Annotated in this window: 32 protein-coding genes; 28 read left to right on the top strand and 4 right to left on the bottom strand. The window is 37.7% G+C overall.

What is annotated here, in order from left to right; translation table 11 throughout:
* Window positions 1–108: 108 nt before the first annotated feature.
* From M3183_RS00715 to M3183_RS00785, 15 genes are all read left to right on the top strand, one after another.
* Window positions 109–2,178 carry a peptidoglycan D,D-transpeptidase FtsI family protein gene (locus M3183_RS00715; RefSeq protein WP_251466230.1) on the top strand — a complete coding sequence of 690 codons (2,070 nt, stop codon included), beginning with the start codon at window positions 109–111 and terminating at the stop codon, window positions 2,176–2,178.
* Between the two features lie 243 nt (window positions 2,179–2,421).
* Window positions 2,422–3,336, top strand: a complete 915-nt coding sequence (locus M3183_RS00720) for a phosphate ABC transporter substrate-binding protein (protein WP_251465414.1) — start codon at window positions 2,422–2,424, stop codon at window positions 3,334–3,336.
* Between the two features lie 89 nt (window positions 3,337–3,425).
* On the top strand, window positions 3,426–4,349 hold the full coding sequence (pstC, locus tag M3183_RS00725) for a phosphate ABC transporter permease subunit PstC (protein ID WP_251465415.1): 924 nt from the start codon (window positions 3,426–3,428) through the stop codon (window positions 4,347–4,349).
* Entirely contained in the window at window positions 4,346–5,233 is an 888-nt protein-coding gene (gene pstA, locus M3183_RS00730) for a phosphate ABC transporter permease PstA (protein ID WP_251465416.1), read from the top strand. The genes pstC and pstA overlap by 4 nt, the downstream gene beginning before the upstream one ends.
* Window positions 5,234–5,279: 46 nt before the next feature.
* Entirely contained in the window at window positions 5,280–6,071 is a 792-nt protein-coding gene (gene pstB / locus M3183_RS00735; RefSeq protein ID WP_251466232.1) for a phosphate ABC transporter ATP-binding protein PstB, read from the top strand.
* A 12-nt stretch (window positions 6,072–6,083) separates the two neighbouring features.
* Window positions 6,084–6,857 carry a phosphate ABC transporter ATP-binding protein PstB gene (gene pstB, locus M3183_RS00740; RefSeq protein WP_251465417.1) on the top strand — a complete coding sequence of 258 codons (774 nt, stop codon included), beginning with the start codon at window positions 6,084–6,086 and terminating at the stop codon, window positions 6,855–6,857.
* Window positions 6,857–7,522: a phosphate signaling complex protein PhoU gene (gene phoU, locus M3183_RS00745; protein WP_251465418.1), complete on the top strand. Its 666-nt coding sequence runs from the start codon at window positions 6,857–6,859 to the stop codon at window positions 7,520–7,522. Before pstB (M3183_RS00740) ends, phoU begins: the two co-directional genes overlap by 1 nt.
* Before the next feature lie 272 nt (window positions 7,523–7,794).
* Window positions 7,795–8,472: a DUF4912 domain-containing protein gene (locus M3183_RS00750; RefSeq protein WP_251465419.1), complete on the top strand. Its 678-nt coding sequence runs from the start codon at window positions 7,795–7,797 to the stop codon at window positions 8,470–8,472.
* Window positions 8,472–9,731 carry a glycosyltransferase family 4 protein gene (locus tag M3183_RS00755; protein ID WP_251465420.1) on the top strand — a complete coding sequence of 420 codons (1,260 nt, stop codon included), beginning with the start codon at window positions 8,472–8,474 and terminating at the stop codon, window positions 9,729–9,731. The genes M3183_RS00750 and M3183_RS00755 overlap by 1 nt, the downstream gene beginning before the upstream one ends.
* Before the next feature lie 5 nt (window positions 9,732–9,736).
* Window positions 9,737–10,372, top strand: coding sequence for a hypothetical protein (locus M3183_RS00760; protein WP_251465422.1), 636 nt, complete (start codon window positions 9,737–9,739; stop codon window positions 10,370–10,372).
* Between the two features lie 55 nt (window positions 10,373–10,427).
* Window positions 10,428–10,577, top strand: a complete 150-nt coding sequence (gene rpmG / locus M3183_RS00765) for a 50S ribosomal protein L33 (RefSeq protein WP_042355049.1) — start codon at window positions 10,428–10,430, stop codon at window positions 10,575–10,577.
* A gap of 56 nt (window positions 10,578–10,633) precedes the next feature.
* Window positions 10,634–11,200, top strand: a complete 567-nt coding sequence (locus M3183_RS00770; protein ID WP_251465424.1) for a 5-formyltetrahydrofolate cyclo-ligase — start codon at window positions 10,634–10,636, stop codon at window positions 11,198–11,200.
* A complete protein-coding gene (locus M3183_RS00775; protein WP_251465425.1) occupies window positions 11,197–11,985 on the top strand; it encodes a DUF92 domain-containing protein in 789 nt (262 codons plus the stop codon). The genes M3183_RS00770 and M3183_RS00775 overlap by 4 nt, the downstream gene beginning before the upstream one ends.
* A 57-nt stretch (window positions 11,986–12,042) precedes the next feature.
* Window positions 12,043–12,237 carry a hypothetical protein gene (locus M3183_RS00780; protein WP_251465427.1) on the top strand — a complete coding sequence of 65 codons (195 nt, stop codon included), beginning with the start codon at window positions 12,043–12,045 and terminating at the stop codon, window positions 12,235–12,237.
* Window positions 12,238–12,490: 253 nt separating this feature from the next.
* Window positions 12,491–14,050, top strand: a complete 1,560-nt coding sequence (locus tag M3183_RS00785) for a rhomboid family intramembrane serine protease (protein ID WP_251465436.1) — start codon at window positions 12,491–12,493, stop codon at window positions 14,048–14,050.
* On the opposite strand, the gene M3183_RS00790 is transcribed toward M3183_RS00785, so the two are convergent.
* Window positions 14,016–14,879: a hypothetical protein gene (locus M3183_RS00790; protein ID WP_251465445.1), complete on the bottom strand. Its 864-nt coding sequence runs from the start codon at window positions 14,877–14,879 to the stop codon at window positions 14,016–14,018. The genes M3183_RS00785 and M3183_RS00790 overlap by 35 nt on opposite strands.
* 215 nt (window positions 14,880–15,094) lie before the next feature.
* On the opposite strand from M3183_RS00790, the gene M3183_RS00795 reads away from it, so the two are divergent.
* The 12 genes from M3183_RS00795 (at window position 15,095) to M3183_RS00850 (ending at window position 22,164) form a co-directional block, all read left to right on the top strand.
* Complete coding sequence (locus tag M3183_RS00795) at window positions 15,095–15,304, top strand: YqgQ family protein (RefSeq protein WP_251465447.1); 210 nt, start codon at window positions 15,095–15,097, stop codon at window positions 15,302–15,304.
* A gap of 6 nt (window positions 15,305–15,310) precedes the next feature.
* Complete coding sequence (locus M3183_RS00800; RefSeq protein WP_251465457.1) at window positions 15,311–16,288, top strand: ROK family glucokinase; 978 nt, start codon at window positions 15,311–15,313, stop codon at window positions 16,286–16,288.
* A gap of 67 nt (window positions 16,289–16,355) precedes the next feature.
* Window positions 16,356–17,474 carry a competence type IV pilus ATPase ComGA gene (gene comGA / locus M3183_RS00805; RefSeq protein WP_311315334.1) on the top strand — a complete coding sequence of 373 codons (1,119 nt, stop codon included), beginning with the start codon at window positions 16,356–16,358 and terminating at the stop codon, window positions 17,472–17,474.
* Window positions 17,461–18,492: a competence type IV pilus assembly protein ComGB gene (gene comGB, locus M3183_RS00810; RefSeq protein ID WP_251465462.1), complete on the top strand. Its 1,032-nt coding sequence runs from the start codon at window positions 17,461–17,463 to the stop codon at window positions 18,490–18,492. Before comGA ends, comGB begins: the two co-directional genes overlap by 14 nt.
* 17 nt (window positions 18,493–18,509) lie before the next feature.
* A complete protein-coding gene (comGC, locus tag M3183_RS00815; RefSeq protein ID WP_251465463.1) occupies window positions 18,510–18,833 on the top strand; it encodes a competence type IV pilus major pilin ComGC in 324 nt (107 codons plus the stop codon).
* Complete coding sequence (gene comGD / locus M3183_RS00820) at window positions 18,833–19,273, top strand: competence type IV pilus minor pilin ComGD (protein ID WP_251465464.1); 441 nt, start codon at window positions 18,833–18,835, stop codon at window positions 19,271–19,273. The genes comGC and comGD overlap by 1 nt, the downstream gene beginning before the upstream one ends.
* Window positions 19,257–19,595 carry a hypothetical protein gene (locus M3183_RS00825; protein ID WP_251465465.1) on the top strand — a complete coding sequence of 113 codons (339 nt, stop codon included), beginning with the start codon at window positions 19,257–19,259 and terminating at the stop codon, window positions 19,593–19,595. Before comGD ends, M3183_RS00825 begins: the two co-directional genes overlap by 17 nt.
* Complete coding sequence (comGF, locus tag M3183_RS00830) at window positions 19,540–20,022, top strand: competence type IV pilus minor pilin ComGF (protein WP_251465466.1); 483 nt, start codon at window positions 19,540–19,542, stop codon at window positions 20,020–20,022. Before M3183_RS00825 ends, comGF begins: the two co-directional genes overlap by 56 nt.
* Complete coding sequence (comGG, locus tag M3183_RS00835; protein ID WP_251465467.1) at window positions 20,019–20,402, top strand: competence type IV pilus minor pilin ComGG; 384 nt, start codon at window positions 20,019–20,021, stop codon at window positions 20,400–20,402. The genes comGF and comGG overlap by 4 nt, the downstream gene beginning before the upstream one ends.
* A gap of 334 nt (window positions 20,403–20,736) precedes the next feature.
* A complete protein-coding gene (locus M3183_RS00840) occupies window positions 20,737–20,928 on the top strand; it encodes a YqzE family protein (protein WP_251465468.1) in 192 nt (63 codons plus the stop codon).
* A 199-nt stretch (window positions 20,929–21,127) separates the two neighbouring features.
* Window positions 21,128–21,823, top strand: a complete 696-nt coding sequence (locus M3183_RS00845) for a helix-turn-helix transcriptional regulator (protein ID WP_251465470.1) — start codon at window positions 21,128–21,130, stop codon at window positions 21,821–21,823.
* 98 nt (window positions 21,824–21,921) lie between these two features.
* Window positions 21,922–22,164, top strand: a complete 243-nt coding sequence (locus M3183_RS00850) for a DUF2626 domain-containing protein (protein ID WP_251465471.1) — start codon at window positions 21,922–21,924, stop codon at window positions 22,162–22,164.
* Window positions 22,165–22,313: 149 nt separating this feature from the next.
* Here M3183_RS00850 and M3183_RS00855 read toward each other — a convergent pair whose 3' ends face one another.
* Complete coding sequence (locus M3183_RS00855; protein WP_251465472.1) at window positions 22,314–23,402, bottom strand: class I SAM-dependent methyltransferase; 1,089 nt, start codon at window positions 23,400–23,402, stop codon at window positions 22,314–22,316.
* Window positions 23,403–23,648: 246 nt separating this feature from the next.
* Window positions 23,649–24,284, bottom strand: a complete 636-nt coding sequence (locus tag M3183_RS00860) for an MBL fold metallo-hydrolase (RefSeq protein ID WP_251465473.1) — start codon at window positions 24,282–24,284, stop codon at window positions 23,649–23,651.
* A gap of 222 nt (window positions 24,285–24,506) precedes the next feature.
* Here M3183_RS00860 and M3183_RS00865 point away from each other — a divergent pair, with 222 nt between their 5' ends.
* A complete protein-coding gene (locus tag M3183_RS00865; RefSeq protein WP_251465474.1) occupies window positions 24,507–24,683 on the top strand; it encodes a DUF2759 domain-containing protein in 177 nt (58 codons plus the stop codon).
* 30 nt (window positions 24,684–24,713) lie between these two features.
* Here the strand turns inward: M3183_RS00865 and M3183_RS00870 are convergent, their stop codons facing one another.
* The gene (locus M3183_RS00870) at window positions 24,714–25,484 is read right to left on the bottom strand and encodes a YqgU-like beta propeller domain-containing protein (protein ID WP_251465475.1); all 771 of its coding nucleotides are present in this window, start codon (window positions 25,482–25,484) and stop codon (window positions 24,714–24,716) included.
* Window positions 25,485–25,923: the final 439 nt, after the last annotated feature.

Below are 25,923 nucleotides of genomic sequence, written 5' to 3' on the forward strand. Positions count from 1 at the left end.
AATCGGCTAAAATAGAACATGTTATGAAAACCAATGAAAAGGATGTGTTGATGACCATTGAATAAAAAGAAAAAAAAGAAAAAGTCACATGTTCCTTTTCGATTGAACATGTTATTCTTTGCTGTATTTTTACTTTTTTCCATCTTAATTCTTCGTCTTGGCACGATACAAATTGTATTTGGTGATGATTTTAAGCGAGAAATTCAACGGACAGAGGATATTACTGTAAGCAATCCTGTGCCAAGGGGAAAAATGTACGACCGGAATGGAAATGCTATTGTTGATAATACGCCATTGAACGCAATTACTTATACAAAAAGTCAAAATACAAGTCAAACTGAAATGGTGGAAACGGCAGAGAAATTAGCCAAAGTTATTGATATTGACACGAAAAAAGTTCGTGACCGTGATAAAAAAGACTACTGGCTCATCAAAAATCCTAAGGAAGCAAAAAGTTTGATTACAGAAAAAGAATGGGCCTTATATGACGACAAGAAATGGGATTATAAGAAGATTTATAAATTACAGCTTGAGAGAATTCAAGATTCTAAGATTAGTCATTATTCAAAAGAGGACCTCGAGTCTATTGCTATCTTTAAAAAAATGAACAGCGGTTATGCTTTAGCACCTCAAATTATTAAAAACGAGAATGTGTCTGCAAAAGAATTTGCCGCTGTCAGTGAAAATTTAGAGAATCTTCCAGGTGTAGACACAACGACAGACTGGGAAAGAAAATATGTGTTTGGTGATACATTAAGAACTATTATAGGAAAAGTTTCGTCTTCAGCGGAAGGACTGCCTAAAGAGGATTTAGAAAAATACATGGCTCGTGATTACAGCCGAAATGATCGTGTGGGTAAAAGCTATCTTGAATATCAATATGAAGATGTATTACATGGTCAAAAGGCAAAGGTGCTTAATAAGACCGATAAGGCTGGAAATGTGTTATCACAAGAAGTTGTCTCGGAAGGTCAGCGTGGAAAAGACCTGGTCTTAACGATTGATGCAGAACTTCAGAAAAAGGTAGAAAAAATCATTGAGGATGAGATGTGGAAGGCGAAGAGTCAGTATGGCAATACAGCTCTCATGGATCGTGCTTTTGCCATAATGATGGATCCGAATACTGGAGAAATCTTGTCACTTGCTGGTAAAGAGCTCATCCGGGATAAGAAGACAGGGAAATTAGAAATGCAGGACTATGCTCAAGGGACATTTACGACCTCCTACAACGTTGGCTCTGCGGTTAAAGGGGCAACCATTTTAACAGGATATAAAACAGGGGCGATTCATCCAGGGGAAACATTAGTGGATGAACCGATAAAAATCGCCCACACCCCTGTTAAGAAATCATGGAGGACTTTTGGAAGAATAAGTGATATTGAAGCACTTAAAGTTTCTTCAAACGTGTATATGTTTAAAACGGTTATTAAAATTGCAAATGGACATTATGTGCCAAATCAATCATTACCAATTGATACATCAGCATTTAATACGATTAGAAGATCATTCAGCCAATTCGGACTTGGTGTCAGGACTGGAATTGACCTGCCAAATGAAATGACTGGTTTTCCAGGTTCCGAAACGATTCCAGGTAAATTGATGGACTTAGCCATCGGCCAGTATGATACGTATACACCAATTCAATTGGCTCAATATGTATCGACGATTGCTAATGGCGGAAACCGGATGCAGCCGCATGTTGTTAAGGAAATCCGGGAACCAATTTTGGATAATAATGAATTAGGCCCAGTGATTGAAGAAATCCAGCCTAAAGTGTTAAACCGCTTGGATATGAAGGAAGAATGGATAAAGCGGGTGCAGCTTGGTTTCCATATGGTTACACAGACCGGCGGTACAGCAAGCTACTTAAACGGTGCTTCCTACGATCCTGCCGCAAAAACGGGAACAGCTCAAGCCTTTTACTATGGTTCTGACCGCAGTAAATGGGGTACACCTGTAATGAATTTAAGCTTGGTTTCCTTTGCTCCTTATAATAATCCGGAAGTCGCTATTGCTGTCGTGGTTCCATGGGCCTATCAAGGCAACACTGGCCCGGGTATTAATGGTAATATTGGCAAGAGAGCTTTGGATGCCTATTTCGAATTGAAGAAAGAGAGACAAACTGCTAAAGGGAAAAAAGCGGAAGACCAAAATAATGAAACAAATCAGTCTAACTAATAAAACATGTGAAAGAGACCTGTCTTTAATTTTGAGACAGGTCTCTTTTAGTATGTAAAGGATGCATACTTCATTCTATTTTATAAAATAATATAATAAGTTTTATATCTCGATTTACAAAAACTCAATATAAATTTACACAAACTTTACAATTGATTAAAACTCCGTTTACAGTAGTACTTTATTCTTAGACTTGTAAGACGGACAAACTTAACAACCAATACCTTAGGGGGAATAAAGCAAATGAAAAGTTTGAAAAAAATAAGCATGCTGGCATTATTGGCAGCATTAATGGTAATCACTGCTGCCTGCGGAGGCGGAGCAGATAAAAAAGATAATGCGGCATCTAAAAGTGGAGATACACAAGAACTTTCTGGCTCATTAGTCGTTTCAGGTTCTTCAGCAATGCAGCCGTTAGTTGCAGCAGCGGCTGAAGAGTTCATGGCTGAGAATCCTAAAGTTGATATTCAAGTGAATGCTGGCGGTTCAGGTACAGGATTATCACAAGTGTCAGAAGGATCTGTACAAATCGGTAATTCAGACGTTTTTGCTGAAGAAAAAGAAGGTATCCCTGCTGATCAGCTTGTTGACCATAAAGTAGCGGTGGTAGGTATTACTGCTGCAGTAAATCCTAAGGTTGGCATTAAAGATATTAAGAAAGAAGATTTAATCAAAGTATTCACTGGCAAAATCACTAACTGGAAAGAACTTGGCGGTAAAGATCAAAAAATCGTTCTTGTTAATCGTCCTGATTCATCTGGTACTCGTGCAGTATTTAATAAATTTGCTCTTGATGGTGCAACACCTGCAGAAGGAATTACGGAAGATTCTTCTAATACAGTTAAAAAGATTATCAATGAAACAGAAGGTGCTGTTGGATATCTTGCATTCTCATACTTCACTGATGATTCAGTAACACCACTTGCAATAGATGGTGTGGAAGCAACAGAAGAAAATGTGCAATCTGGTAAATTCCCTGTATGGGCATACGAACATTCTTATACAAAAGGTGAAGCTGACGGCTTAGCAAAAGCGTTCTTAGATTATATGATGTCAGACGATATCCAAAATACTTTATTAAAAGATCAAGGATACCTGCCTGTTACAAAAATGAAAGTTGAACGTGATGCTGAAGGCAACCAAAAAGATATCAAATAAAACATCTTGATGAACCTAAGAAAATAAAAGGGTAAATGCTCCTATGCGTTTACCCTATTATGACGTATTTAAGAGGAGTTTGGTTTAATATGGAAAAGCTTCTTTCTGCACAAGAAAGATTACTTAAATCGAAAAGAAGCAGACTCGGCGGGGAATTTCGCGGCAAATTCTTTGTCATATTGTGTGCTGTAATCATGATCTCGGCTGCGATTGCTATAACCATTTTCCTTGGTACTAAAGGGCTGCAATCCTTTACGAAAAACGGGGTTAGTATACTAGAGTTTTTAACCAGCACTAAATGGAACCCTACCGATAAAGCGAATCCGGCATATGGTGTGCTTCCATTTATTTTCGGTTCCTTTGCAGTTACCTTTCTTGCTGCTCTTATTGCAGCACCATTAGGGATTGGCGGTGCAATCTTTATGACAGAAATTGCTCCATCTTGGGGTAGAAAAGTTCTGCAGCCAATCGTAGAGCTTCTAGTAGGAATTCCATCAGTTGTCTATGGTTTTATTGGATTGACGGTTTTAGTTCCGTTTATCAGGGAAAATGTTGGCGGATTAGGATTCAGTCTGCTTTCTGGAATGATTGTCCTTGCCATTATGATTTTACCTACTATTACAACAATCGCGACTGATGCTATGAGTTCACTGCCAAATCATCTGCGTGAAGGATCCTATGCTTTAGGTGCAACCAGATGGCAGACCATTCGCAAAGTCTTAGTACCTGCGGCGCTTCCTTCCTTATTAACAGCGATTATTCTTGGGATGGCTCGAGCATTTGGTGAAGCTTTAGCTGTTCAAATGGTTATTGGTAACGTCCGTGATCTGCCAAATAGTATTTTGGATGCATCGGCAACATTAACGACTATTATTACATTAAACATGGGACATACCACATATGGCAGTGTTGAGAATAATACGCTGTGGTCGATGGGGCTTATTCTATTAATCATGTCCTTCGCGTTCATACTTCTCATTCGCTATCTGTCATCAAGGAGGAAATTACGTTGAATAGCAGAACAGCTGACCGAATAGCAACGGGTGTTTTTATCGCTATCGCCATCATCATTACAGCCATTCTTGCAGGACTGTTTTTCTATATATTTGTAAATGGGTTTAAGTATATTTCATTTGATTTTTTAACAACCCCTTCAAGTAATGTAAGAGCCGGCGGTGGAATTCGCGATCAATTATTTAATTCATTTTATATTTTGTTTATTACGATGCTCATAACCGTTCCAATTGGAGTAGGCGGCGGAATTTATATGGCCGAATATGCCAAGCCGGGGAAGGTAACAGACTTTATTCGTACCTGTATCGAGGTATTATCATCTTTGCCATCAATCGTTATTGGAATGTTTGGATTATTGGTGTTTGTTAATACTACTGGCTGGGGATATACCATTTTAGGCGGCGCATTGGCGCTAACGGTGTTTAACTTACCAACTATTGTGCGGACAACGGAGGATGCCATCCGGGCTGTACCACGGGATTTAAAAGAAGCAAGTCTTGCATTGGGGATCACCCATTGGCATACAATAAAAACAGTTATTTTGCCAGCAGCTTTTCCTTCCATTTTAACAGGGGCAATATTAGCGGCAGGGCGTGTTTTTGGCGAGGCAGCAGCATTACTATTTACTGCTGGTCTTTCAACACCAAGACTGGATTATGCAAACTGGAATCCATTTTCAGATCAATCTCCATTGAATATTTTCCGCCCAGCTGAGACTTTGGCGGTTCATATATGGTCAGTGAACACACAAGGGTTAATTCCCGATGTTGAGGCAGTTTCAAGCGGCTCCGCTGCTGTACTCGTTATTTCTGTATTGATCTTTAATTTAGCGGCCCGCTGGATTGGAAGTATGATTCATAAGCGGATCACAGCAACTAAATAAAAAAGGTGGGAGTCGAATGGTAACAGCCTTAAAGGAGAGAACTACTATGGATGTAACTGCTCCAAGTCATCATAATGACCGGCTAGAAAGTATTTTATCGGTAAACAATTTACAAATTTTTTATGGGGAAAAGCGGGCAGTTAATGGAATTTCAATGGAAATTGAAAAAAACTCGGTCACGGCATTAATTGGTCCCTCAGGATGCGGCAAGTCGACATTTTTGCGCAGCATCAATCGGATGAATGACTTAATCCCTGGTTCTTATGCAAAGGGCGAAATTATTTATGAGGGCCTCAATATTTTGGCTGAAGATATAAATGTGACAGCTTTGCGGAAAGAAATTGGCATGGTATTTCAAAAACCAAATCCATTTCCTAAATCTATTTATGAGAATATTACGCATGCCCTTAAGTTTGCAGGCATAAAAAAGAAAAGCAAGCTGGATGAGATTGTTGAAGAAAGTTTGCGGAATGCAGCACTATGGGATGAAGTGAAGGATAGGCTTCATTCATCAGCATACTCACTTTCAGGCGGACAACAGCAGAGGCTTTGTATTGCTAGGACTATTGCGATGAAACCGAATGTTATTCTTCTTGATGAGCCTGCATCTGCGTTAGATCCGATTTCAAATGCGAAAGTAGAAGATTTAATTGTTGATTTAAAAAAGGATTATTCCATTGTTATTGTTACACATAATATGCAGCAGGCATCCCGTATTTCAGATAAAACCGCGTTCTTTTTGAACGGAGATTTAATTGAGTATGACAGAACTGAAAAAATCTTTACCAATCCATCTGTTGAAAAGACAGAGGAATATATTTCCGGACGGTTCGGATAAGGGGGAATTACCTTGGCAGCTATAACAATAACTAGAGATATTTTTGATGTGAAGGATTTAAATCTATGGTACGGTGATCATCATGCTTTGAAGGGGATTAACTTTCCAATTCAAAAGAAAGAAGTTACGGCTATGATTGGCCCTTCAGGCTGCGGCAAGTCTACTTTTTTAAAGACTCTAAACTTGATGAATTTGATGGTACCTAATGTAAAGATAACCGGTGAGGTTAATTTTGATGGACAAAATATTTTAAGCCCTAAAACAGACTTAGTTGAATTGCGTAAACATGTAGGTATGGTCTTTCAAAAAGGAAATCCTTTTCCTCAGTCAATATACGATAATGTTGCGTATGGGCCGAGAATTCATGGTATAAAGAAAAAGAAGCAGCTGGACGAAATTGTTACAAAGTCATTAATAGATGTAGCATTATGGGATGAAGTAAAAGATCGTTTAAATGCACCGGCACTGGGGCTCTCAGGCGGACAGCAGCAGAGGCTTTGTATTGCGAGGGCACTTGCAACCAAACCAGATGTATTGTTAATGGATGAACCGACTTCTGCTCTTGACCCGATTTCTACCTTGAAAATTGAAGAATTAATTTTTGAGCTAAAAGAAAAATATACTATTGTTATTGTGACCCACAATATGCAGCAGGCAGCAAGGGTTTCTGATAAAACAGCCTTTTTCTTAATGGGAGAATTAATTGAATTTGATAAAACGGAAAAAATATTCTCTACACCAGCGGATTCACGAACGGAAGACTATATTACAGGAAGATTTGGGTGATGTTTATGAATACAAGGTCCAATTTTGATGAAAGTTTAAAAGAATTAAAGTCACTCCAATTAAAAATGGCAGATGAAGCAGAAACAGCTATTAAAAATGCGATGTTGTCTTTGTTAAACCAAGATATTGAACTTGCAAATAAGGTCATCAATAATGATAATATTATCGATGACCTTGAGTATGAGATTCATGAAAAGGCATTGATGCTGATTGCAATGCAGTCGCCGGTGGCCAAAGATTTACGAAGACTTCATGTGGCTTTAAGAGTTTCATCTGAAGTGGAAAGATTAGGAGATATTGCCGTAAACATCGCGAAATCAGTCGTTCACATCGGTGATGAAAAACATCTGAAGGAATTAATCGATATTCCTCGTATGATGGAAATGGCGCTCGAGATGTTAACTGAAGCCATTACCGCATTTTATGCCGAGGATCCTGCCCTTGCCAAGAAATGTGCTGAAAAGGATGATCAGGTAGACAAAATGTTTGGGGAACTAGTTAAAGAGCTGCTTACCTACATCCCGCAAAATCCTGATTTTACGAATCAAATAATCCAATTAGCATTTGTTTGCCGTTTTATTGAAAGGATCGCCGATCATTCTACCAATATCGCTGAGAATGTTGTTTATCTTGAAACAGGTAAACGTTTCAATCTTAATAAATAAGTATCAAGAACAGACGGAGATGAGACATATTGTACTCATCTTTTTTTGTCGAATCCACTTCTATTAAACCTTTTCAGTCTGTCAAATTTTATCATTTAGAATGGTTACATAAAAAATTTCCCAGCTCAAACCCCTCAAAACAATGGGAAGGGCAAAATACGACAATTTGCGTTTATTGTAAGGCTTCCAATCTAATGATACCATTACATTATCGATCATTATTCATATTTTTCTAAATAAAACATATATTACTAGATTAGGAGACCTGAGAAATGATGATTAACGAAATTCTTAGATTGAGAAAGGAAGGACTTTCATTTCGGAGAATTGCCGAAGAACTAAATACGACGGTTGGCAAGGTACAATATCGCTATAATAAATGGAGGAAGAATCCTGAAGAGAGAAAAGCACTTAGGATAGGAAGTCTGAAAAGTGAAATAGGAAAGCCTTCAGAAGACAAGAAAGAACAGACTCTTATTCCATTAAAGAGGGAACTTAATGTACGCATGGTAACTGCTAAAAAGATCGCCCTCTTTTGGGATGTTTCTGAAATAGCTGATAAAGTACTTATATCATATTTCAATATTCATTTAACAGAACTTGTTTCGGTAATAAGAGTTTATGATGTAACCGATATAATCTTTGACGGTAAGAATGCCCACCAGTTTTATGAAATCACCGTACCTTATCAAAATGGACATTGGTTTGTGAAAGGCTTAGCAGCGAATCGAAGTTATGTTGCAGAGTTAGGTGTTCTTATTCCGGCCACTGGTTATTTTCCTCTCTATCGATCCAATTGTGTAAAAACTCCAAAATGTGAATTATCCAGTAATCTCTTAAGCCATGATCAGTTGGAAATGCTGCGGTATGAAGCCGACCCCCCAAAATGGACAGACCATGTGAGTACTTATAGTTATTATGGCGAAGAAGATGACATGGAGGAGAAGTAATGGCTAAGGTGATGAAAGAAAAAAACAAGTTAAATCAAGGAGTTAATCATAAATGGCAGTTAAAAATATTATTGTTATGCTGGGAATATCCCCCAAATGTTGTTGGCGGACTGTCTAATCATGTTTTTCATTTAGCAAATCAAATGGCTTGTCAGGGACATGAGGTACATGTTTTAACAGCAGGGAAGGATACCCTTTATGGGTATGAAATGACAGATAAAGTCCATGTGCATAGAGTAAAACCTATCAATGAACATGATGATCATTTCTTATCATGGATTGGCGGACTGAATTTAGCCATGGCTTTTAAAGGAGAACAATTAGCAGAAGAAATAAAATTCGATATTATACATGCTCATGACTGGCTTGTAGGAGCAGCAGCGATTGCTTTAAAAAAGGTATTGGAGATACCGCTTTTAACAACCATTCACGCTACAGAATACGGAAGAAATAATGGAATTCACAATAGAATTCAAAGGTTTATCCATGAAAGAGAGAAAAGCTTAATTTCTTCAGCGGAGCAATTGATTGTTTGCAGTGATTATATGAAGGAATCCCTGACGTCAATTTTTCATATAGAGGAAAAAAAGGCAGCAGTTATTCCAAACGGTATTGAGCCTGCATCAATTAGTTTAAAAGCAGATGAGATTTTTCCTGAATTAAACGGGAGAAAGTACATTTTTTCAATTGGAAGAATGGTTAAGGAAAAGGGATTTGAAACCCTATTAAAGGCAGCTCAGATTGTAAAAGAGAGAAATCAAGACTACTTTTTTGTGACAGCAGGAAAAGGACCGATGCTGGATACCTATCAACGGCAGGTGAAGGATTTAAATTTATCAAACTATCTTGTCTTCGTTGGCAATGTTTCAGAGGAAGAGAGAGATGCTTTGATTCATGGCAGTGAAATAGTGGTCATTCCAAGTTTGTATGAACCGTTTGGCATTGTGACCCTTGAGGCAATGATTCAGGAGAAACCTGTTATTGTCTCGAATACCGGCGGAATGAAGGGAATTGTAAAGCATACACAAACAGGATTAGTCATGACTCCTGGTGATCCCGAAAGTTTACTTAAGCAAATAGATTTTATTAGAAACAATGGAAAAATTGCGAAGGAAATGGGATTAAAAGGTGGAAAAGCTGCTCGAAGCCTTTATGGGTGGCCGAGAATTGCCGCTGAAACAACTCGAGTAATGGAAGATACTATATTGAATATACGTGCTAACGCAAATGGAACACCCAATAATCTAACAAAGGTGTAAGTGATATGATTAATACATTAGAGTTTAAGCAAAACCGTCATTTCTTAAATCGTCAGTCTTCTGTTGAACAGCTTCATTTTATTCCTGGAATTTGGGTGGATGGCAGATACTTTTGGCTGCCTAATCAGATGGAAAAGGTTCTTTATGGAGATGGATTAATCCTAAAAGTATTAAAAAAACAGATTCATACCAAAATTAGTTTTAATCAACTAATAATCAGTAACCATGGAAGCCATGAAAAGAATATAAAAATCCTGGCAATGCACCATTTTCAAAATGTAAACAAGGATTGTCTGACATTTATATCGCCAACAGATCAACGGATTTTTCATCATGGGGGCCAGAACGTCTTTTTAGTTAACCTCCAGCATCATAAGGAAGATATAAAGGAATACACAACAATACCGTTATGGAATGCATTTACTGATCAAATATGGAGTTCGCTGCAAAAGGGACATCTAAAGTATCAGCCGATGGCAAAAGGACCTGCTGCCAGCATATTAGCGGTTAATATAAAAGTTAACCCGCAAAAGACAGAAAAAATAAGCACTTGGTCGATTTCGGGAAAGAATAAAAACGATCTAATTGCAATGGAGCAAGCTCTTCTAAAAAATTCACTAGCTTTTCCTGTTGAAAAATGATATTATAGAAAAGTCGTATGAACGAACAAGCTTAATCGTTTGGAGGGAAATAAACATGCGTGTGAATATTACGTTAGCTTGCACTGAATGTGGAGACCGTAACTATATTTCAACAAAAAATAAGCGTAACAACCCAGATCGTCTTGAGCTAAAGAAATATTGCCCAAGAGAAAAGCGTACAACTGTACACCGTGAAACAAAATAAACAGCAGGTGCTTTCCTGCTGTTTTTTTGTGCAGAAAAAAGGGAGGTTTGATGAAAATGTCTGATAAAAAAACGATTCGTAAAAAGGTAAAAGAAATTCTATCCCGGCTTTCGAAACCCCTCTATGAAGATTACTCCTATAAAATTGGTTTAAGATTGTATGAAGATGAAATATGGAAACAAGCCGATATAATCGGGATTACTGTTTCTAAACAGCCTGAAGTTGATACATATCAAATAATCCGCAAAGCTTGGGAGACGGGGAAAACAATTGTTGTCCCCAAATGTATCCCGAATGAAAAGAAGTTATCTTTTCATATCATAACGGAATTTTCACAGCTTGAATCCGTATTTTATGGGCTGCTTGAACCAATTCCTGAAATAACAAAGGAAGTGAAGCCGGAGCAAATAGATCTTTTAATTGTTCCAGGACTGGCCTATACAAGAGAGGGATATCGAATTGGATTTGGCGGTGGATATTATGACCGGTATTTAACCAGCTATACAGGAAATACGGTATCACTTGCCTTTAATGAACAGATTATTCCTCAATTTTCAGTGGAAGAATACGATCTTCCCATTGCAAAAATTATTACGCCTACAGAGGTAATTAAGACAAAATGATGGAGCACGTTATCATTTTGGCTGCCATGATATTTTTAGGATATGCGGGCTATATGGTACGTTCTTTAAGTAAATCAGGCGCCATAGCTGCTGCTATTGTCGGTTATGCGGTTTACTTGGGGTTGCATTATAACGGGTTAATTCTATTAGGTGTATTTTTTGTTTCCTCCAGCTATTGGTCCAAATATAAAAGTGCGGCCAAGGAAAAAATGGAAGAAAAATTAGCAAAAGGCGGTGCAAGGGACTGGCGCCAGGTATTTGCTAACGGGGGTGCAGCTGCCCTGTTTAGTGTTCTTTATCTATTTGATCAATCGATTATTTGGGTACTTGGGTTTGCCGTATCACTTGCCAGTGCTAATTCCGATACATGGGCATCTGAGATTGGCAGTTTAAGCAAAAAGGATCCCATCTATATCCGAAATTTTAAGCGGGTTGAACGAGGCACATCTGGAGCGGTCAGCGGGTTAGGCACAATCGCAGCATTAATGGGAGCTTTGCTGATTGCTGTCATCAGCGTCTGGTTCTTTAAATTAGCCCTGGTTTTGGGAATCATGATTTTTCTATTTGGCTATTTCGGAAATGTTATGGATACATTGGTAGGTGCATTCTACCAACAGTTATATGTATGCAGCAGATGCGGACTGGAAACCGAGAAGAAAGTTCATTGCGGCATGCAAACCAAAAGAATAAAAGGGATTACTCTTATGGAAAATGATATGGTGAATTTTCTTTCGGGAGTACTTTCTTCGATTTTGGCAATATGCGTTCTGTATTATACAATTTAATGTTCTTTTGGATAAAATTATAGATATTTCCACAGAATAATGGCAGGAGGGATGGAAATGTCTCGAATGCTGACATCGATACTGATGATTGGGTCAATTGGGTATTTTGCCTACCGTTACAGATTTAGAATTATCAATATGCTCCTTGCCTCTGGCTGGATGAGAAGGCTTGCAGTCGGCTCTATTATGAGTTTGCCGGGAGTAAAAAACAAAATGATGCAGTCTATTTTTGGAAGACCATCTGATTGGTGAAAGCCGCAGATGGTTCTTTATTTTGTCTTACACTAAAATATAGTTGAGTTGGAGAGTATTTTTAATTTTATAACTGTATGATTGGTTCACCGGGCACGAAGACTCATCGATCCTCCCGTAAACTGTTAAATGTCTGGAGCACAATCAACAGTTAAGTTATACATAGCCAAATATAAAAAGAGTGTTTGATTCATGTAATGATGGGTTTTCGATTATAATGGAGAAAGGAAATCTAGATGAAAGCAGGGGAGAAATGGATAGTAAAAAGGATTATCTTTTTTGGAAATTGGCTAATACATTCATAACCGGCTTTGGTTATCGTATTATCCAATTGTTTGAAAATCAAAAGGAACTTTGGCTTGAAAAATTGGAAAACAAAACGGCTCCCATCATTAGACTCAAACGGGAAGATTTAGATTGGAGTAATGCCCTGCAGCGGGACATTGACTTTACCGCTGCCAATGGAGAAAGAGTCAGGCGCCAATTAAGCCGCCGTGAACTTCAGGTTTTGAATATTTATATAAGTGAATTTCCTCCTGTTGATGAATATGAATATCGAATTGAAAAACCGTATATTTATCCTGAAGGAAATAAAACAATGGTTCAATCAGTTCTGCTGGCACAGGGGACTATGGAAGATGGATTTAAGACATTGTCGGAAGTGCTTCAGCACCCGGTCTATTATCCAAGAAATGAGGAATATTCGGAACAAGCAGTTCAGACACTGAAACAGGAAACATTAACATATGCCATCGATAAAGTAAACGCAGAACAAAATATTTTTTCAAACAGTAAGCCTTTTTTTACTTACGTGTTTATCTTTATTCAAATAGCTGTTTTTCTGTTGCTTCAGCTGAATGGAGGCAGTACCAATACCTCAACACTCATTAAATACGGGGCAAAAGTGAATCAATTAATCTATGATGGAGAATGGTGGCGTTTTTTTACACCTATCTTTTTACATATCGGATTTTTGCATTTGCTTTTGAATACATTTGCTTTATATTATCTTGGAACAGCGGTTGAGCGGATATTTGGTAAAACCCGATTCTTATTTATTTATTTGTTTGCAGGCATTTTAGGATTCATTGCTAGTTTTATTTTCAGTTCAAACTTATCTGCAGGGGCAAGCGGTGCCATTTATGGCTGTTTTGGGTCATTGCTTTATTTTGGAATGATTTTCCCAAAATTATTTTCCCGGACAATGGGAATGAATTTGATTATCGTCCTTGGAATCAACCTTGTTTTTAGTTTTACGGCTTCTGGTATAGATAATGCCGGTCATTTGGGCGGACTTTTGGGTGGTTTCCTTGCAGCAGGGATTGTCCATTTTCCTAAGAAAAAGAAGTTGTTCCTGCAGTTAATTTTTCTAATCATGTCCGCAGTTATCACATGGGGAGCTCTTTCTTATGGTTTCAGTCCATCTGTTAAATCCCAGGATGATACCTCTGCCTTAGTGGTGGCACAGGAATATATTAAACAAAATGACTATAACCGCGCCTATCATATTTTAAAGGATTTTGAGAAAAATGCCTCAGAACCATCCGACAAACTTTATTTTCTCTTGTCCTATGCGGAAATCAAAAAGGGTATGCTCGATGATGCCAAATCACATCTGCAAAAAGCCATCGAACTTAACCCTGATTTCCATGAAGCCTTTTATAATCTTGCTCTCATTTATCTTGATGAAAATAACATAAATGAGGCAAAAGTGAATGCAGAAAAGGCTGTCAAGCTGAAACCTAATCATAAGCCCTATGCAGATTTGGTAAAGGAAATTAACCAGTACCAAGGTTCTGGCGGAGGAGTATAGATTCACCATTTGCTGTTTCAGTTAACACTAATAAATGCGTTTTATCCTTGGCTAATAGTATTAGCGGGATGGTACTGCCGGTTGAAGCCACTTTAGTGCCATCCTGTTTTGTGATTCCTAGAAAATAATTCTTATAAAGCCCTTCCCATAAACGACCTATCATCTTGGCTGCGTTCTCCTTCGTAAACCCTGAAAAACCTTCTTTTGCCTTTTGTGAAAAATCATTTAAAGGATATGCTTCGTAATTTTTTAGATGGATTCCATAGTGCCTGATACCTTTATTCCAGCTATAACGCAGCATTTGTTCTGTTTGATCATCTAATTGATCTTTCCAAGTGTTTTGTTCAGTCGTTTTTGGCGTATGAAAGCTTATGTATATACCTGGATGTTCCTTGATAACGTATAAACTGTCTTGAGATAATGCTTGTGCACTAAAGATTTGTCCACCTTTTTCATGAAGTTCCGCATAGTGGAAGGTAATGGCTTCCAAAAACATGTTTTCTTTTACCGGAATTTTTTTCTCCTGTGTTAAAGTATTAATGTTCTGTTTCCAATTCCCAAGTCTTTCAATCAGCCTGCCATTCGAAAATAAAAAACCTGCATCCTGCCTCAAATAAGCACGTTTATCTAATGCTGAATGAATTCTCCATAAGATCCTATCTTTATCAACTAACTTAATTTTTGTTTCAGCACTGGAAAAGTCTGTATCTGGAGCAATAGGAAAAAAAGTAATACTTTCAAGTGCCTTGGGTTGTTTCACTTGATATATAATGACACTAAAGATAGAAATTAATAGAATGCATCCCAAGATAGAAAATAATTTTTTCACGAATGTAATCATCCTTCCAGGTACCAATATCTGTTTGTCCTATTACTGTTATATGGGAAAGATAATTGGCCAATGACAATAAAATATATTTTAAATGAGAGATATTGGAGCTATCTGGATAAAATTGAATAGTCTTGAGGGGGATATCTTTCGAAGGTTATACTAAGGTGTAACAATGAATGAACTTTCAAGAAAATGGCGCAGGGGGTCTTTAGATGAAAACAGTCTATGATATACAACAATATTTAAAAAAATTTGGAACCATTATTTACATAGGCGACCGGATCGCAGATCTTGAACTAATGGAAGCCGAACTAAAGGAGCTTTATCAATCACAGTTAATTGAAACACGAGAATTTCAAACTGCTCTCTTGATTTTAAGGCATGAAATTCAAATGGAGAAGGATAAAAGACAAAGCAGGTGAATAAGAATGGCTGGACAATGGGTTGCGGGGGTGGATTTAGGCGGTACCACCACTAAGTTTGCGTTCATCACGATGGACGGGGAGATTGTAGAAAAATGGGAAATACCAACAGATAACCGTGATGAAGGGAAAAACATCACATTAAATATTGCAGATTCAATATCAGGAAAATTGAAGGGACATGGGAAAGATAAGGAGCAATTAGCGGGAATCGGCATAGGCGCCCCAGGACCGATTGACTACGAAAATGGCATAATATTAAATACGGTTAATCTAGGATGGCAGGATTACTTTCCATTACAGGCAAGCCTTCAGGAATTGACAGCCCTTCCAGTGTTGATTGAAAATGATGCAAATTGTGCTGCGCTGGGTGAGATGTGGATGGGTGCTGGAAATGGTGCAGCCGACCTTGTTTGTGTGACATTGGGAACAGGCGTCGGCGGTGGTATCATTGCAAATGGAAATATTGTCCGCGGAATATATGGGGCTGCCGGTGAAATCGGGCATATTACTGTCATTCCCTTCGGCGGGGCACCATGTAACTGTGGAAAAACAGGATGCCTTGAAACAGTTGCTTCCGCAACAGGGATTGTAAGATTAGCTATGGAAGCACTGAGGGAGCCTGGCGCAGCGGGAGAATTAGCGGAGCAATACAGGGTTAAGGGCTCTATTACAGCGAAAGATGTATTTGATTGTGCTTTAAGTGGTGATTTAGTGTCCAAAAAAGTGGCAGATATGGCTGCCCTCCACCTAGGGCTGGCCTTAGCTAATATAGCAAATACACTTAATCCAGAAAAGATTGTATTTGGCGGCGGGGTCTCAAAGTCTGGAGACTTCCTTATAAGCTTAGTAAAAACTCATTTTGACCGGTTTGCTTTCACATCTGTTCGAAATTCAACAAAGCTGACACTGGCATCGTTGGAGAATCATGCAGGAGTGATCGGTGCTGCTTGGCTGATTAAAAATAAATTAGAAAACAACTAAAACCTGCTTCCAGCGGGTTTTTTTGTAAAAAATATTTTTTAAAAATAAAAGAGGAAAAAGAAGAAAGGTGTCGAATTATACTTATGACAAAATAAAAAAGGTGGTGTTTCCTATTGTTAGTGAGATTGAAATTTTAGCTAACAGAATTATTTCCGATGCAGCAAGAAACCAGGCGACAGATATTCACATTAGTCCTCGACAGAATGACACACTTGTACAAATCCGTTTAACAAACAAACTTATTCCACGGCTAACGCTTCCGAAAAATGAGTGTGAAAGATTAATATCCCATTTTAAATTCACGGCAAATATGGATATCGGAGAACGAAGACGCCCGCAAAGCGGAGCAATTGTTTGCAATGTTAACGGACAAATAATGGGATTAAGGCTGTCAACCCTTCCTTCAAACAACAGAGAAAGCCTTGTAATTCGTCTATTGCCGCAGCAAGACCAAATTCCTTTTCACCAGCTCTCACTATTCCCATCAATGACACGCAAATTATTGGCTCTGCTTAAACATGCCCATGGTTTAATCATCTTCACCGGACCGACTGGCTCAGGAAAGACCACAACCTTGTATTCCCTATTAAATGAAACTGCACACCTTTTTCACCGCAATGTCATAACACTTGAAGATCCAGTAGAAAAAACCTATGATTCCGTCCTGCAGGTACAGGTAAATGAAAAAGCAGGGGTTACATATGCAGCTGGATTAAAGGCCATTTTACGTCATGACCCAGATATTATTATGGTGGGGGAAATCAGGGATGCAGAAACAGCGAAAATTGCTGTGCGTGCAGCACTTACTGGGCATTTGGTGCTGACAACGATGCATACCCGGGATGCAAAAGGTGCTGTGTTTCGCTTAAGAGAATTTGGTGTGAACTGGCTGGAAGTGGAGCAGACTTTGATTGCGGTCACTGCTCAAAGATTAGTCGAATTAACTTGTCCATTCTGTGAAGATGAGTGCTCTCCAAATTGTTATACTAGCGGAAGATGGAAAAGAGCAAGTGTATTTGAACTGTTGTCAGGGAGAAATTTAAACGCTGCTATGAGGGCCGCAAAGGGGGAAAAGATTACGGCAAACTACCGGACATTAAAAAATGTCATCAGAAAAGGAATCGTGCTAGGTTTTATAAAGCCATCTGAATATGATCGGCTGGTGTTTGACAATGATCAACGATAAATGGACGATGAACGAGCAGGCAAGCTTTTTAAGAAGGGTGGGTGAATTATTAGCCAGAGGCTACCCCATCGCTGAAGCAATTGAATCCATTTCATACCATTTATCTGATTATCGGAAAGGTGAGCTCCATGAATGTTTAATAGAGCTGCAAAGAGGTGTGCCGTTTCATGATGTTCTTGAAACTTTGGGATTTCATCAGGATTTAATCGGCTATGTCTATTTTGCGGAACAGCATGGCAGTTTTGCTGATGCCTTGCTGGAAGGCAGCAGCTTAGTACTGTTAAAAGATAAGGATTTAAAGAAACTTCTAAAATTACTTCAATATCCGGTGCTCCTAATTACAATTACCGGTTTCTTGTTTGTATTTATACAAAGGACATTATTGCCAAGATTTATTACTCTTTTTAACTCATTAGGTCTTGAGGCAAATTTTTTTACCAAGGTAATCTATGCTTTCGAAGAATATTTTCCAATTGGCGTTGAATTACTCTCAGCCATCCTATCAATAACAGCAATATATTATTTCTTCAGCTTCCGTAAATTATCCGTTTTGAAGCAGCGTGCATTGCTCGCTCGCATCCCTATAATTGGCAGAATCCTCAAATTGCTGTTTACCCACTATTTTTCCATTCAGTTAAGTTTTCTATTATCTGGCGGTGTATCCGTATCCGAAGCATTAATTCTGTTTGAAAAAAATAAAAGACAACCCTTGTATAGTGAGCTTGGAAAGGAAATAAAACGAAAACTGCTTACCGGCGAAAGATTGGAAACGATTTTAGCAGCCATCTATATTTTTGAAAAGGAATTTCCAATGATCATTAAGCATGGGCAGGAAAATGGAAAATTAGAGCAGGAATTACTATTTTTCAGCAAGCATTGTATTACCGTTATGGAAGAATTAATCGAGAATAGTTTAAAAATCATTCAGCCGATTCTTTATCTGTTTATCGGGTTCCTGGTTGTCTCAATGTATTTAGCAATACTTTTACCGATGTTTCATTTATTAGATGGAATATAAAATATGGGGGTTACAACATGAAAGGAAAAATACTTGTTAATGAAAAAGGGTTTACATTAATTGAAATGATGATTGTCATGCTGGTCATTTCAGTTCTGTTAATCATAACGATTCCAAATGTCACTAAACATAACAAGAATATTAATACTAAAGGCTGTGAGGCATATGTGAAAATGGTCCAGTCTGAGGTTCAGGCATATCAAATGGAAAATAATAAGGTCCCAACAATGGCGGAGCTTGAGTCTGCTGGTTATTTAAATGAAGGAGCGGCAGACTGTCCAAATGGTGATAATGTAAACATTGACGGTGAAGGCAATGTCACAGCGACAGCTGCACCATAATGAAAGCAAATCAAAAAGGTTTTACCTTAGCAGAGTCACTTATTGTCCTTTCTATTTTTGTGGTTCTTGCCTCTGTAACCATTTTTTCATTAAAGCCTGAAAATAATCTGCTTGAAGATGAAGCATTTTTAACACAGTTACAAGCTGACCTATTTTATGCGCAAAATTATGCTTTGTCACATCAACATGAAGTCTTGGTCGTTTTTTCGCCAAGCCAATATAAATATAATTTTTCAGAACGGACAGCCATTCAGCCATTTTTTGAAAGAAAATATTCTAAAAAATATTATATAACCGAAGGCTCTCTTCTTTTAACGATTAAATTTATGCCAAATGGGAATTTGAATGGATTTGGTACCATCTTTATTCGTACGAAAACGAAAACATACCGGCTGACCTTTTTGATTGGCAGGGGGCGGTTTTATGTTACGGAACAATAATGGCTATTTTCTTCTTGAGCTGCTGCTGTCATTATCAGCAATGTTCTTGATTTGCCTTTATTTTATCCCATTATTAATCGATTTAAGGCAACAAACAATTGGATTGGAAAAGGAAAAAGCAGCGCGTCAGCTTATGTTTGAAGAATTACAGGGGAAATTGAATGATACAGTTGATTATAGAAATCAATCCTTTAGTCAAAACGGTATTGTATATGAAATTTATTGGAAGGATTTGGAGGGAAGCAGCCTCAAGGAGGTATGTGTTAGTGCTATGGGGAAAACTGGCCGCCCTGAAGTTGAGAAGTGCGGCAAGCTCGAATGAGAAGGCTTTTACATTAATTGAGGTGCTTTTGGCTTTAACCATTTTTATGATTGTTATTTCGTTTGTTACACCTATTTTTCATGTCATCCTTGAACAAAAGGAGAGCAAGATTAGATTACAGACTATGGAATGGGAGGTTTTTTGCAATCAGTTTAAAAAAGAAATTCGGTTTTCCACGAAAGCGGAGGTCATTGGAACAGGGCAACTATTGCTGACAAAAGGATCAGATACGGTTTCTTATGAAAGATATGAGACCAACATAAGGAGAAGAGTGAATTTTACAGGACACGAAATTGTTCTTCAGCATGTTTCAACATACTCATTCACACTTTTAAAAAATGCCGTCAAAGTAACTGTTACAGACAGTTGGGGAAAAGAACATTCAGTTATTGCATACCCTCTTGTTGAGTGGGAGAACCCCTTATGAATAATAGTGAAAAAGGATTTACCTATCCATTTACCTTATGTCTATTGATTCTTTTTCTGCTATTTTTCTCAATGAATGTTGAACGTCTGTTATCTGAAAGAAAATTAATGCACGAAACGGAGACTATTCAGCAGCAAGAATATTATTTTCTTTCCACAGTAAAAAAATTGGAGAACAGATTGGTATCTGAGGGAGTAATTCCAACAAAGGGAACCATTCAATTTCAAGAAGGAATCATGAACTTCCAAGCAGAGCCTCCCAGCGGTTCCAGTCAAACCGTCAACTTTACACTTAGTTTAAAATCTGGAATTACTGCATTGGGGAGCGGTGTATTTGATACAGAAAGCAAGAAATTAATTAAATGGATAGAATCGCAATAAATTGAAACTTCTATCCTCAGGGGGTGCTCTCATCTCCCGGGTTACTGTCCTCCAGTATCGTTGTAATCACACCGATAATAAGTCAGTACAATTGCGATTGGCTCAATCGAATCTTTGCTTAAAAGCTGGTAAGTTTCACTGTATCAAAACCAACAAGGCGCAAGCGGCAGTTGAACCCGGCATATGCTTCTTACTTTCGAGGGGGATCTAACTGTCCGTTTCAGCGGGATAAATTGATTGGAATCTGGAAAAATGGACATACTTGTACTGTAATAAGAGCGCGCAACCGTCGTAACCAGCGCTGGACTGGACTATTAAAAGGCAGGTGTGTCCATTGAAAACAAACGATTATGTTAAATATATGACACAGACAATTGTAAAATATGCTGATCAGCCAAAAGAGGAACGCAGACGGCTTCGGCTGGAGAAGAAACAAACGAAGGCATCTTTTTGGTACCGTTGGTTTGGTATTCTGCCATACGTTTTGTATTCTGAGGTAAAGCGTAAGCGTAGACGAAGACATTAAAGTGAATTTTTATCCCTAAGTTGAATTTATTTTCAAACTTAGGGTTTTTTCAATTACAATCATTTGATTAATTGTTACAAAATTTTGACTGAATTTGTGAACATTTTCTAAACTTATAGTGTTTATAGTATTAACCTCGTTCCCACTTCTCTAACACTGTATTATAATGGGAATAAATCAAGGGGCCGAGGTGAGCCGAATGGAACAAACATTAAAGATTACAAATGTTCTGTCAGATCCAACGAGATATTATATTTATCAATACATTACTAAACGCCATAAAGAGGTTACTGTTCAAGAAGTGGCTGATCATTTCAAAATTCATCCCAATGTAGCAAGACTCCATTTATCAAAGCTGGAAGATGTTAATATGTTAATTTCTGAAACAAAGAAAACCGGAAAAGGCGGACGTCCCAGCAGATTATATCGCTTATCCGAGGATGTAATTCAGCTTCATTTTCCATTCCGTGATTACATGCTGTTATCAAAAGTAGCAATTCAAACCATGCTGTCACTTGGCGATGCTGGAAAAAAGGCACTGTTTTTAACTGGAAAGCGTTTTGGAACTGAATTAATAGAACAGGAAATGGCCAAAAGATCACTTGGAGATGCATTAAAATTTAGTGAGAAGCTCAATATATTACAAAACGCTGCTACACTTGCGGGGTTCTATCCTGAATTTGAAACAAATGAGGAAGGAACGAAAATCTATTTTCAGATATTTAATTGTCCTTTTAAAGAAGTGGCAGAAGAACACCAAACCGTTTGCAGTATGCACCATGAATTTCTTAAAGGGATGTTTGAAGTTCTATTCGATTCTGTAGAACTGATTGAAAAAGAAAATATGTTTTCTGGATGTGATTCCTGCTCATATCAAGCATTAATCTCAAACTAATTTTTGACAACAAATATGAAACCATTATTTACATTATACTGCCGTTTACTTTATAATATTATATTGATGGTATTCGCAGGGTAAAAGGAGGGATACATATGGATCGCATGTTTAGAGTATGTGGTTTCTGGACAGCAATTTTTACTGTCATGTTTTATCTGGGGGATATGGATAAGACAGCAATGCTTTTCTTAGCCCAAACTGGATTCTTCGTTCTTCTTAGTTATCTTAAGCTTTCAGAACGTATGTATTTACATATTTTCGCAGCTTATTTAACTATTTTCTTCGCGGGATTCACATATTGGACAACGTTCATGATGCCGCTTGGCGGAGGACATTGAGCTCGAAAAAACGCCGGAATATCTCCGGCGTTTTTTATTTTGGATGTTTTCTAAAAGATTGTTGCTTTTTACAATATCGAAAATACAGTTTGGAGCTGTTCATTATTTATCCCCAAAAACAACAAACATTACGAAAAGAGCCATATTTTTTATTCAAATAAATCATCACTCATTATCGAAAGACCCTTTTCTTGGATAACAATTTGAAAAAAGGTACTAATCTCCCCTGGCAATATTAAACTGCGGATAGCCCTGTTTCTGCGGCTGACTTCCGAGAATGGGTTTGGGTCATAATGATTTTCTAATTCTTTTAAGATACCGGCTTTCAGTAAAAACTCATCCTGTCTAAGTCTAGTTACAAATTGTAAATGATATTGATTGCCTTTTTGAATCAGGTAATCAATATGGATATGGGTCGTAATATCTATCTCCCCAGGATTAAGTAAAACATTATCAATCAGCTTATGCTGATAGAATCCCCTTAAACTGCCTTTAGCACGTCTTGGATCTTTCCATTCTTCAATCGTATAGCCGTAATCTGCTGTTACAACAAACCCCCGGATTAAGGAACGGGAAATTTGCCTGAGCATTTCATTCATTGCCAATGGGATTTCGATTCGCTGCCCATCGTCTAGATTTAATTGATTTTCCTCTAAAAAAGATAAAATTTCCTTGTTCTGTAATAGAATTTTTTGTTCTGCTAATTGTTCATTAGTGAAACCAATCATAATTTCATAAAGCTTGCCATTAACCTTTTCAATTACATGAACCGGCAGGGCATCAAATAGTTCATTGGAGAAGATTATCCCTTCAAAGGGGGATGTTTCATTCAGACTTTCAAATTGATTGACACATGTATAGGATGACAACAATTCTTTTTGCAGTTTTCTATGATAGGGACTTGTTTCAATAATGTTGTATTGTATTGTTTTTTTTATCGTCTTTTTCCATTCCTCTAAAAAAGCTTGGGCAAAACGTCCATTGCCGGCTCCAATTTCACAAAAAACGAGCGGCAAATCATTTTTTTCAGATACTTTTGAAAACCACTTTGCCATTAATTTTCCGTACACATCAGAAATATTACTAGTGGTAATAAAATCACCCTGCCGTCCAATTTTCTGTTTATCTTTCATATAATAGCCAAATTGGGGGTGATAAAGGGCAGCTCCAATGAAGTCTGCATATGAAATTAATTGGTAAGGTGAATGTAATATTAAGTTCTTTAAATAGGCAAACATAATTACTCCTCTAATGATATAAACACTATTGACACGGTGTTAACTTTAGTTTATTGTAAAGATAGTAGCTTAACAATATCCCCTCCCATTATATGAATAGAACATCCCCCGAAAGACCCTTCTCTATGAGAAAGGGTCTTTCTATATGAGTCATAAAAGTATAAATTTCAATACCTTTAAAACCACCATTCTTCATCTCTGAATAGGTTAGCAAAGGGAGGCCGAGCTGATTGCGCTTTTCTTATATTAAAATCCGTGAAGAAATGGGTTGCTGTCCATTTCATTGGCAATGGAAGTTACTTCACCATGTCCTGATAATACGTATGTATCTTCAGGAAGTGTTAAAAGCTTATCATGGATACTTTTTAACAGCTGGTTTTGATCTCCGCCAGGCAGATCAGTGCGCCCGATACTTCCCTGAAATAGAGCATCGCCTGAAATAACAACCCCTTCTTTTTCAAAATAATAAGATACACTTCCTGGTGAATGACCTGGCGTATGAAAAACTTTCATTTCGAAGTCCGCAAGTTTCAGTAGTCCTTCTTCTTTTATAACATGGTCAGCTGGATTTGCTTTGACTGCTTCAATGAGTGGAAAGAATTGTGAACCATTTAAGGCAGGATCACCCAGCCACTTTTCCTCCAATTTATGAACATAAACTGGAATTTGGTACTTCTCTCTAATCTCATCAAGAGCTCCAATATGATCAAAATGAGCATGAGTTAATAATATGGCGATCGGTTTTACCCCCCTTGAATTGATCAGATTCATAAGTTTTTTGGCTTCACCGCCGGGATCAAAAATTAAACAGGAACGATCCGGATTTTCAACAATATAACAGTTGGTTTGAATACTTCCTAAAGGAAGCTGCTGCCATTTCATTTATTTAAACCTCCATATAGTATTTGCTTTAATCTATTTTACACTATAAATTGGAAAGAGAAAAAGAAATGCATTATTATAAAAGTCAATATTCCGGCACAAAAGAATCTCTTTTGCCCTCGACAAATGACTGAAAAGAATATAAAATAGGATTCGAATGTATATAATATAGTTACATAATTTTCTTCAAACTATCGGCGATAGCCTTAAGGGGGATTATTCATGGGATTGGTTATTATTTTTGCACTTGTAACCATACTTGCTGCCATTGGCGGTTTCAAAGCACTAAAGAATAAAAATCTTTTAGGTGCATTCTGGGGAATTGCATCGTTCGCAGTGTTTGGCTGGTTTACGATCATGACTCTTGTTAATTCAGGCTTCCCTACTGGAACCCACTAAAAAAAGACTGTCGAATTGACAGTCTTTTTTTTAGTCTTTCACTGCGTCGTATGTTTTCTTTTCATGCAGGTCCATGATTTTCTCAAGGCTGTTACCGTAAAGAATTACATCACCCGATGGAGAAAAGCTGATTGGTTCATTTTCCAAGCCTTCTGCTATTAGCTGTTTTTGTTTCTTTATTACATTATATTCAACCAGGTCAAACCCTTCAGAATAAGCGTCGGCTTCTCCGCTGGAAATCGGCTGGAACGTAATAAAACTTCCGTTTGATTCATTATAATCATAGAATGGAACCAGCCAATCAGAATAGCTTGACAGCTGTGGTATTGAAAACGTAAATAGATTCTTTCGATTTTGGCCATAAAAAGTATACTTTGCCTTTGATGATGATTGCCCCTCTGCAGTAATGATGATCAACATTTTTCGAAATGCTGCAAACTGGGTGATGTCTTCATATAAGATGGTTCCTTTCCCTGTATCCAAGTCCCTTTTTACAAGCGGGGCTTTTAAAGATGGATGGTCTTCATCCCAGTTTAAATAAGCTATTTCATTTAAAGAAAGCCATTTTAAAAAAGGCTGGGGCAAAGAACATTCCGTTAGTCTAGCTTTTTTTAAATCCAATTGCATTGCTTTAAAGTTCCAATCCTCAGTAAATTTCAAGATCATTACCTTTGATTCATCAAATGGATTCCATTCAAAAGTTAAATCATGTGAAGGAATGGATTCCTTCAGCTTTTGATTTCCCTTTGTATCGATAATCGTAACAATTCCTTCGTATGTCGATGGTGAAGAATGAACCAAAAGAAGTTTTTTTAAGGACTGATCTGTACGGTAACAATGGGCTGGTCACTATGATAAATGAACTGGCTTTTTCCTGATAAAAGATTGTAGCTATATAAATTTGAAGTTTGCTGCAGGTTTGTTATATAAAGTATCATGTTATTTGAGAGCCACCCGGCTATCCTGTAAAAATCACCCTCTGGAACTGAAATTGGTAATTTCCATTTACTTACTTGTGAGGAGGGGGGGTGAATTGTTCTTTCGTTCGTAACAGGTATTTTCTTTTTTTGCTGATCATTCTTTACACATCCAGTTAATAAAAGGGTAAATAGGAATAACACGGCGGTCCCCCAAAATACATATCTAGATAATCTGATTTTTGCCCCTCCTCTTTAAAAATCCATCTATATGTTAGGACGAAGTTGTGGCAATTTTGTTTCAATCTTTTCTATTATGTTTC

This window comes from Neobacillus mesonae, from assembly GCF_023715155.1.
In the GTDB taxonomy this organism is placed as follows: domain Bacteria; phylum Bacillota; class Bacilli; order Bacillales; family Cytobacillaceae; genus Neobacillus; species Neobacillus mesonae_A.

Excerpts from the sequence above, each read along its gene's own strand:
- M3183_RS00855 (WP_251465472.1), bottom strand. The coding sequence starts at position 23,402 with ATGTTTGCCTATTTAAAGAACTTAATATTACATTCACCTTACCAATTA.
- M3183_RS00845 (WP_251465470.1), top strand. The coding sequence starts at position 21,128 with ATGGAACAAACATTAAAGATTACAAATGTTCTGTCAGATCCAACGAGA.
- phoU (WP_251465418.1), top strand. The coding sequence starts at position 6,857 with ATGTTTATGAATACAAGGTCCAATTTTGATGAAAGTTTAAAAGAATTA.
- M3183_RS00795 (WP_251465447.1), top strand. The coding sequence starts at position 15,095 with ATGAAAACAGTCTATGATATACAACAATATTTAAAAAAATTTGGAACC.
- M3183_RS00865 (WP_251465474.1), top strand. The coding sequence starts at position 24,507 with ATGGGATTGGTTATTATTTTTGCACTTGTAACCATACTTGCTGCCATT.
- M3183_RS00860 (WP_251465473.1), bottom strand. The coding sequence starts at position 24,284 with ATGAAATGGCAGCAGCTTCCTTTAGGAAGTATTCAAACCAACTGTTAT.
- M3183_RS00800 (WP_251465457.1), top strand. The coding sequence starts at position 15,311 with ATGGCTGGACAATGGGTTGCGGGGGTGGATTTAGGCGGTACCACCACT.
- M3183_RS00850 (WP_251465471.1), top strand. The coding sequence starts at position 21,922 with ATGGATCGCATGTTTAGAGTATGTGGTTTCTGGACAGCAATTTTTACT.
- M3183_RS00715 (WP_251466230.1), top strand. The coding sequence starts at position 109 with ATGTTATTCTTTGCTGTATTTTTACTTTTTTCCATCTTAATTCTTCGT.
- pstC (WP_251465415.1), top strand. The coding sequence starts at position 3,426 with ATGGAAAAGCTTCTTTCTGCACAAGAAAGATTACTTAAATCGAAAAGA.
- M3183_RS00760 (WP_251465422.1), top strand. The coding sequence starts at position 9,737 with ATGATTAATACATTAGAGTTTAAGCAAAACCGTCATTTCTTAAATCGT.
- M3183_RS00785 (WP_251465436.1), top strand. The coding sequence starts at position 12,491 with ATGGATAGTAAAAAGGATTATCTTTTTTGGAAATTGGCTAATACATTC.
- M3183_RS00750 (WP_251465419.1), top strand. The coding sequence starts at position 7,795 with ATGATGATTAACGAAATTCTTAGATTGAGAAAGGAAGGACTTTCATTT.
- M3183_RS00770 (WP_251465424.1), top strand. The coding sequence starts at position 10,634 with ATGTCTGATAAAAAAACGATTCGTAAAAAGGTAAAAGAAATTCTATCC.
- M3183_RS00775 (WP_251465425.1), top strand. The coding sequence starts at position 11,197 with ATGATGGAGCACGTTATCATTTTGGCTGCCATGATATTTTTAGGATAT.
- pstB (WP_251466232.1), top strand. The coding sequence starts at position 5,280 with ATGGATGTAACTGCTCCAAGTCATCATAATGACCGGCTAGAAAGTATT.
- comGG (WP_251465467.1), top strand. The coding sequence starts at position 20,019 with ATGAATAATAGTGAAAAAGGATTTACCTATCCATTTACCTTATGTCTA.
- M3183_RS00780 (WP_251465427.1), top strand. The coding sequence starts at position 12,043 with ATGTCTCGAATGCTGACATCGATACTGATGATTGGGTCAATTGGGTAT.
- rpmG (WP_042355049.1), top strand. The coding sequence starts at position 10,428 with ATGCGTGTGAATATTACGTTAGCTTGCACTGAATGTGGAGACCGTAAC.
- M3183_RS00825 (WP_251465465.1), top strand. The coding sequence starts at position 19,257 with ATGTTACGGAACAATAATGGCTATTTTCTTCTTGAGCTGCTGCTGTCA.
- comGD (WP_251465464.1), top strand. The coding sequence starts at position 18,833 with ATGAAAGCAAATCAAAAAGGTTTTACCTTAGCAGAGTCACTTATTGTC.
- M3183_RS00720 (WP_251465414.1), top strand. The coding sequence starts at position 2,422 with ATGAAAAGTTTGAAAAAAATAAGCATGCTGGCATTATTGGCAGCATTA.
- M3183_RS00755 (WP_251465420.1), top strand. The coding sequence starts at position 8,472 with ATGGCTAAGGTGATGAAAGAAAAAAACAAGTTAAATCAAGGAGTTAAT.
- comGB (WP_251465462.1), top strand. The coding sequence starts at position 17,461 with ATGATCAACGATAAATGGACGATGAACGAGCAGGCAAGCTTTTTAAGA.
- comGC (WP_251465463.1), top strand. The coding sequence starts at position 18,510 with ATGAAAGGAAAAATACTTGTTAATGAAAAAGGGTTTACATTAATTGAA.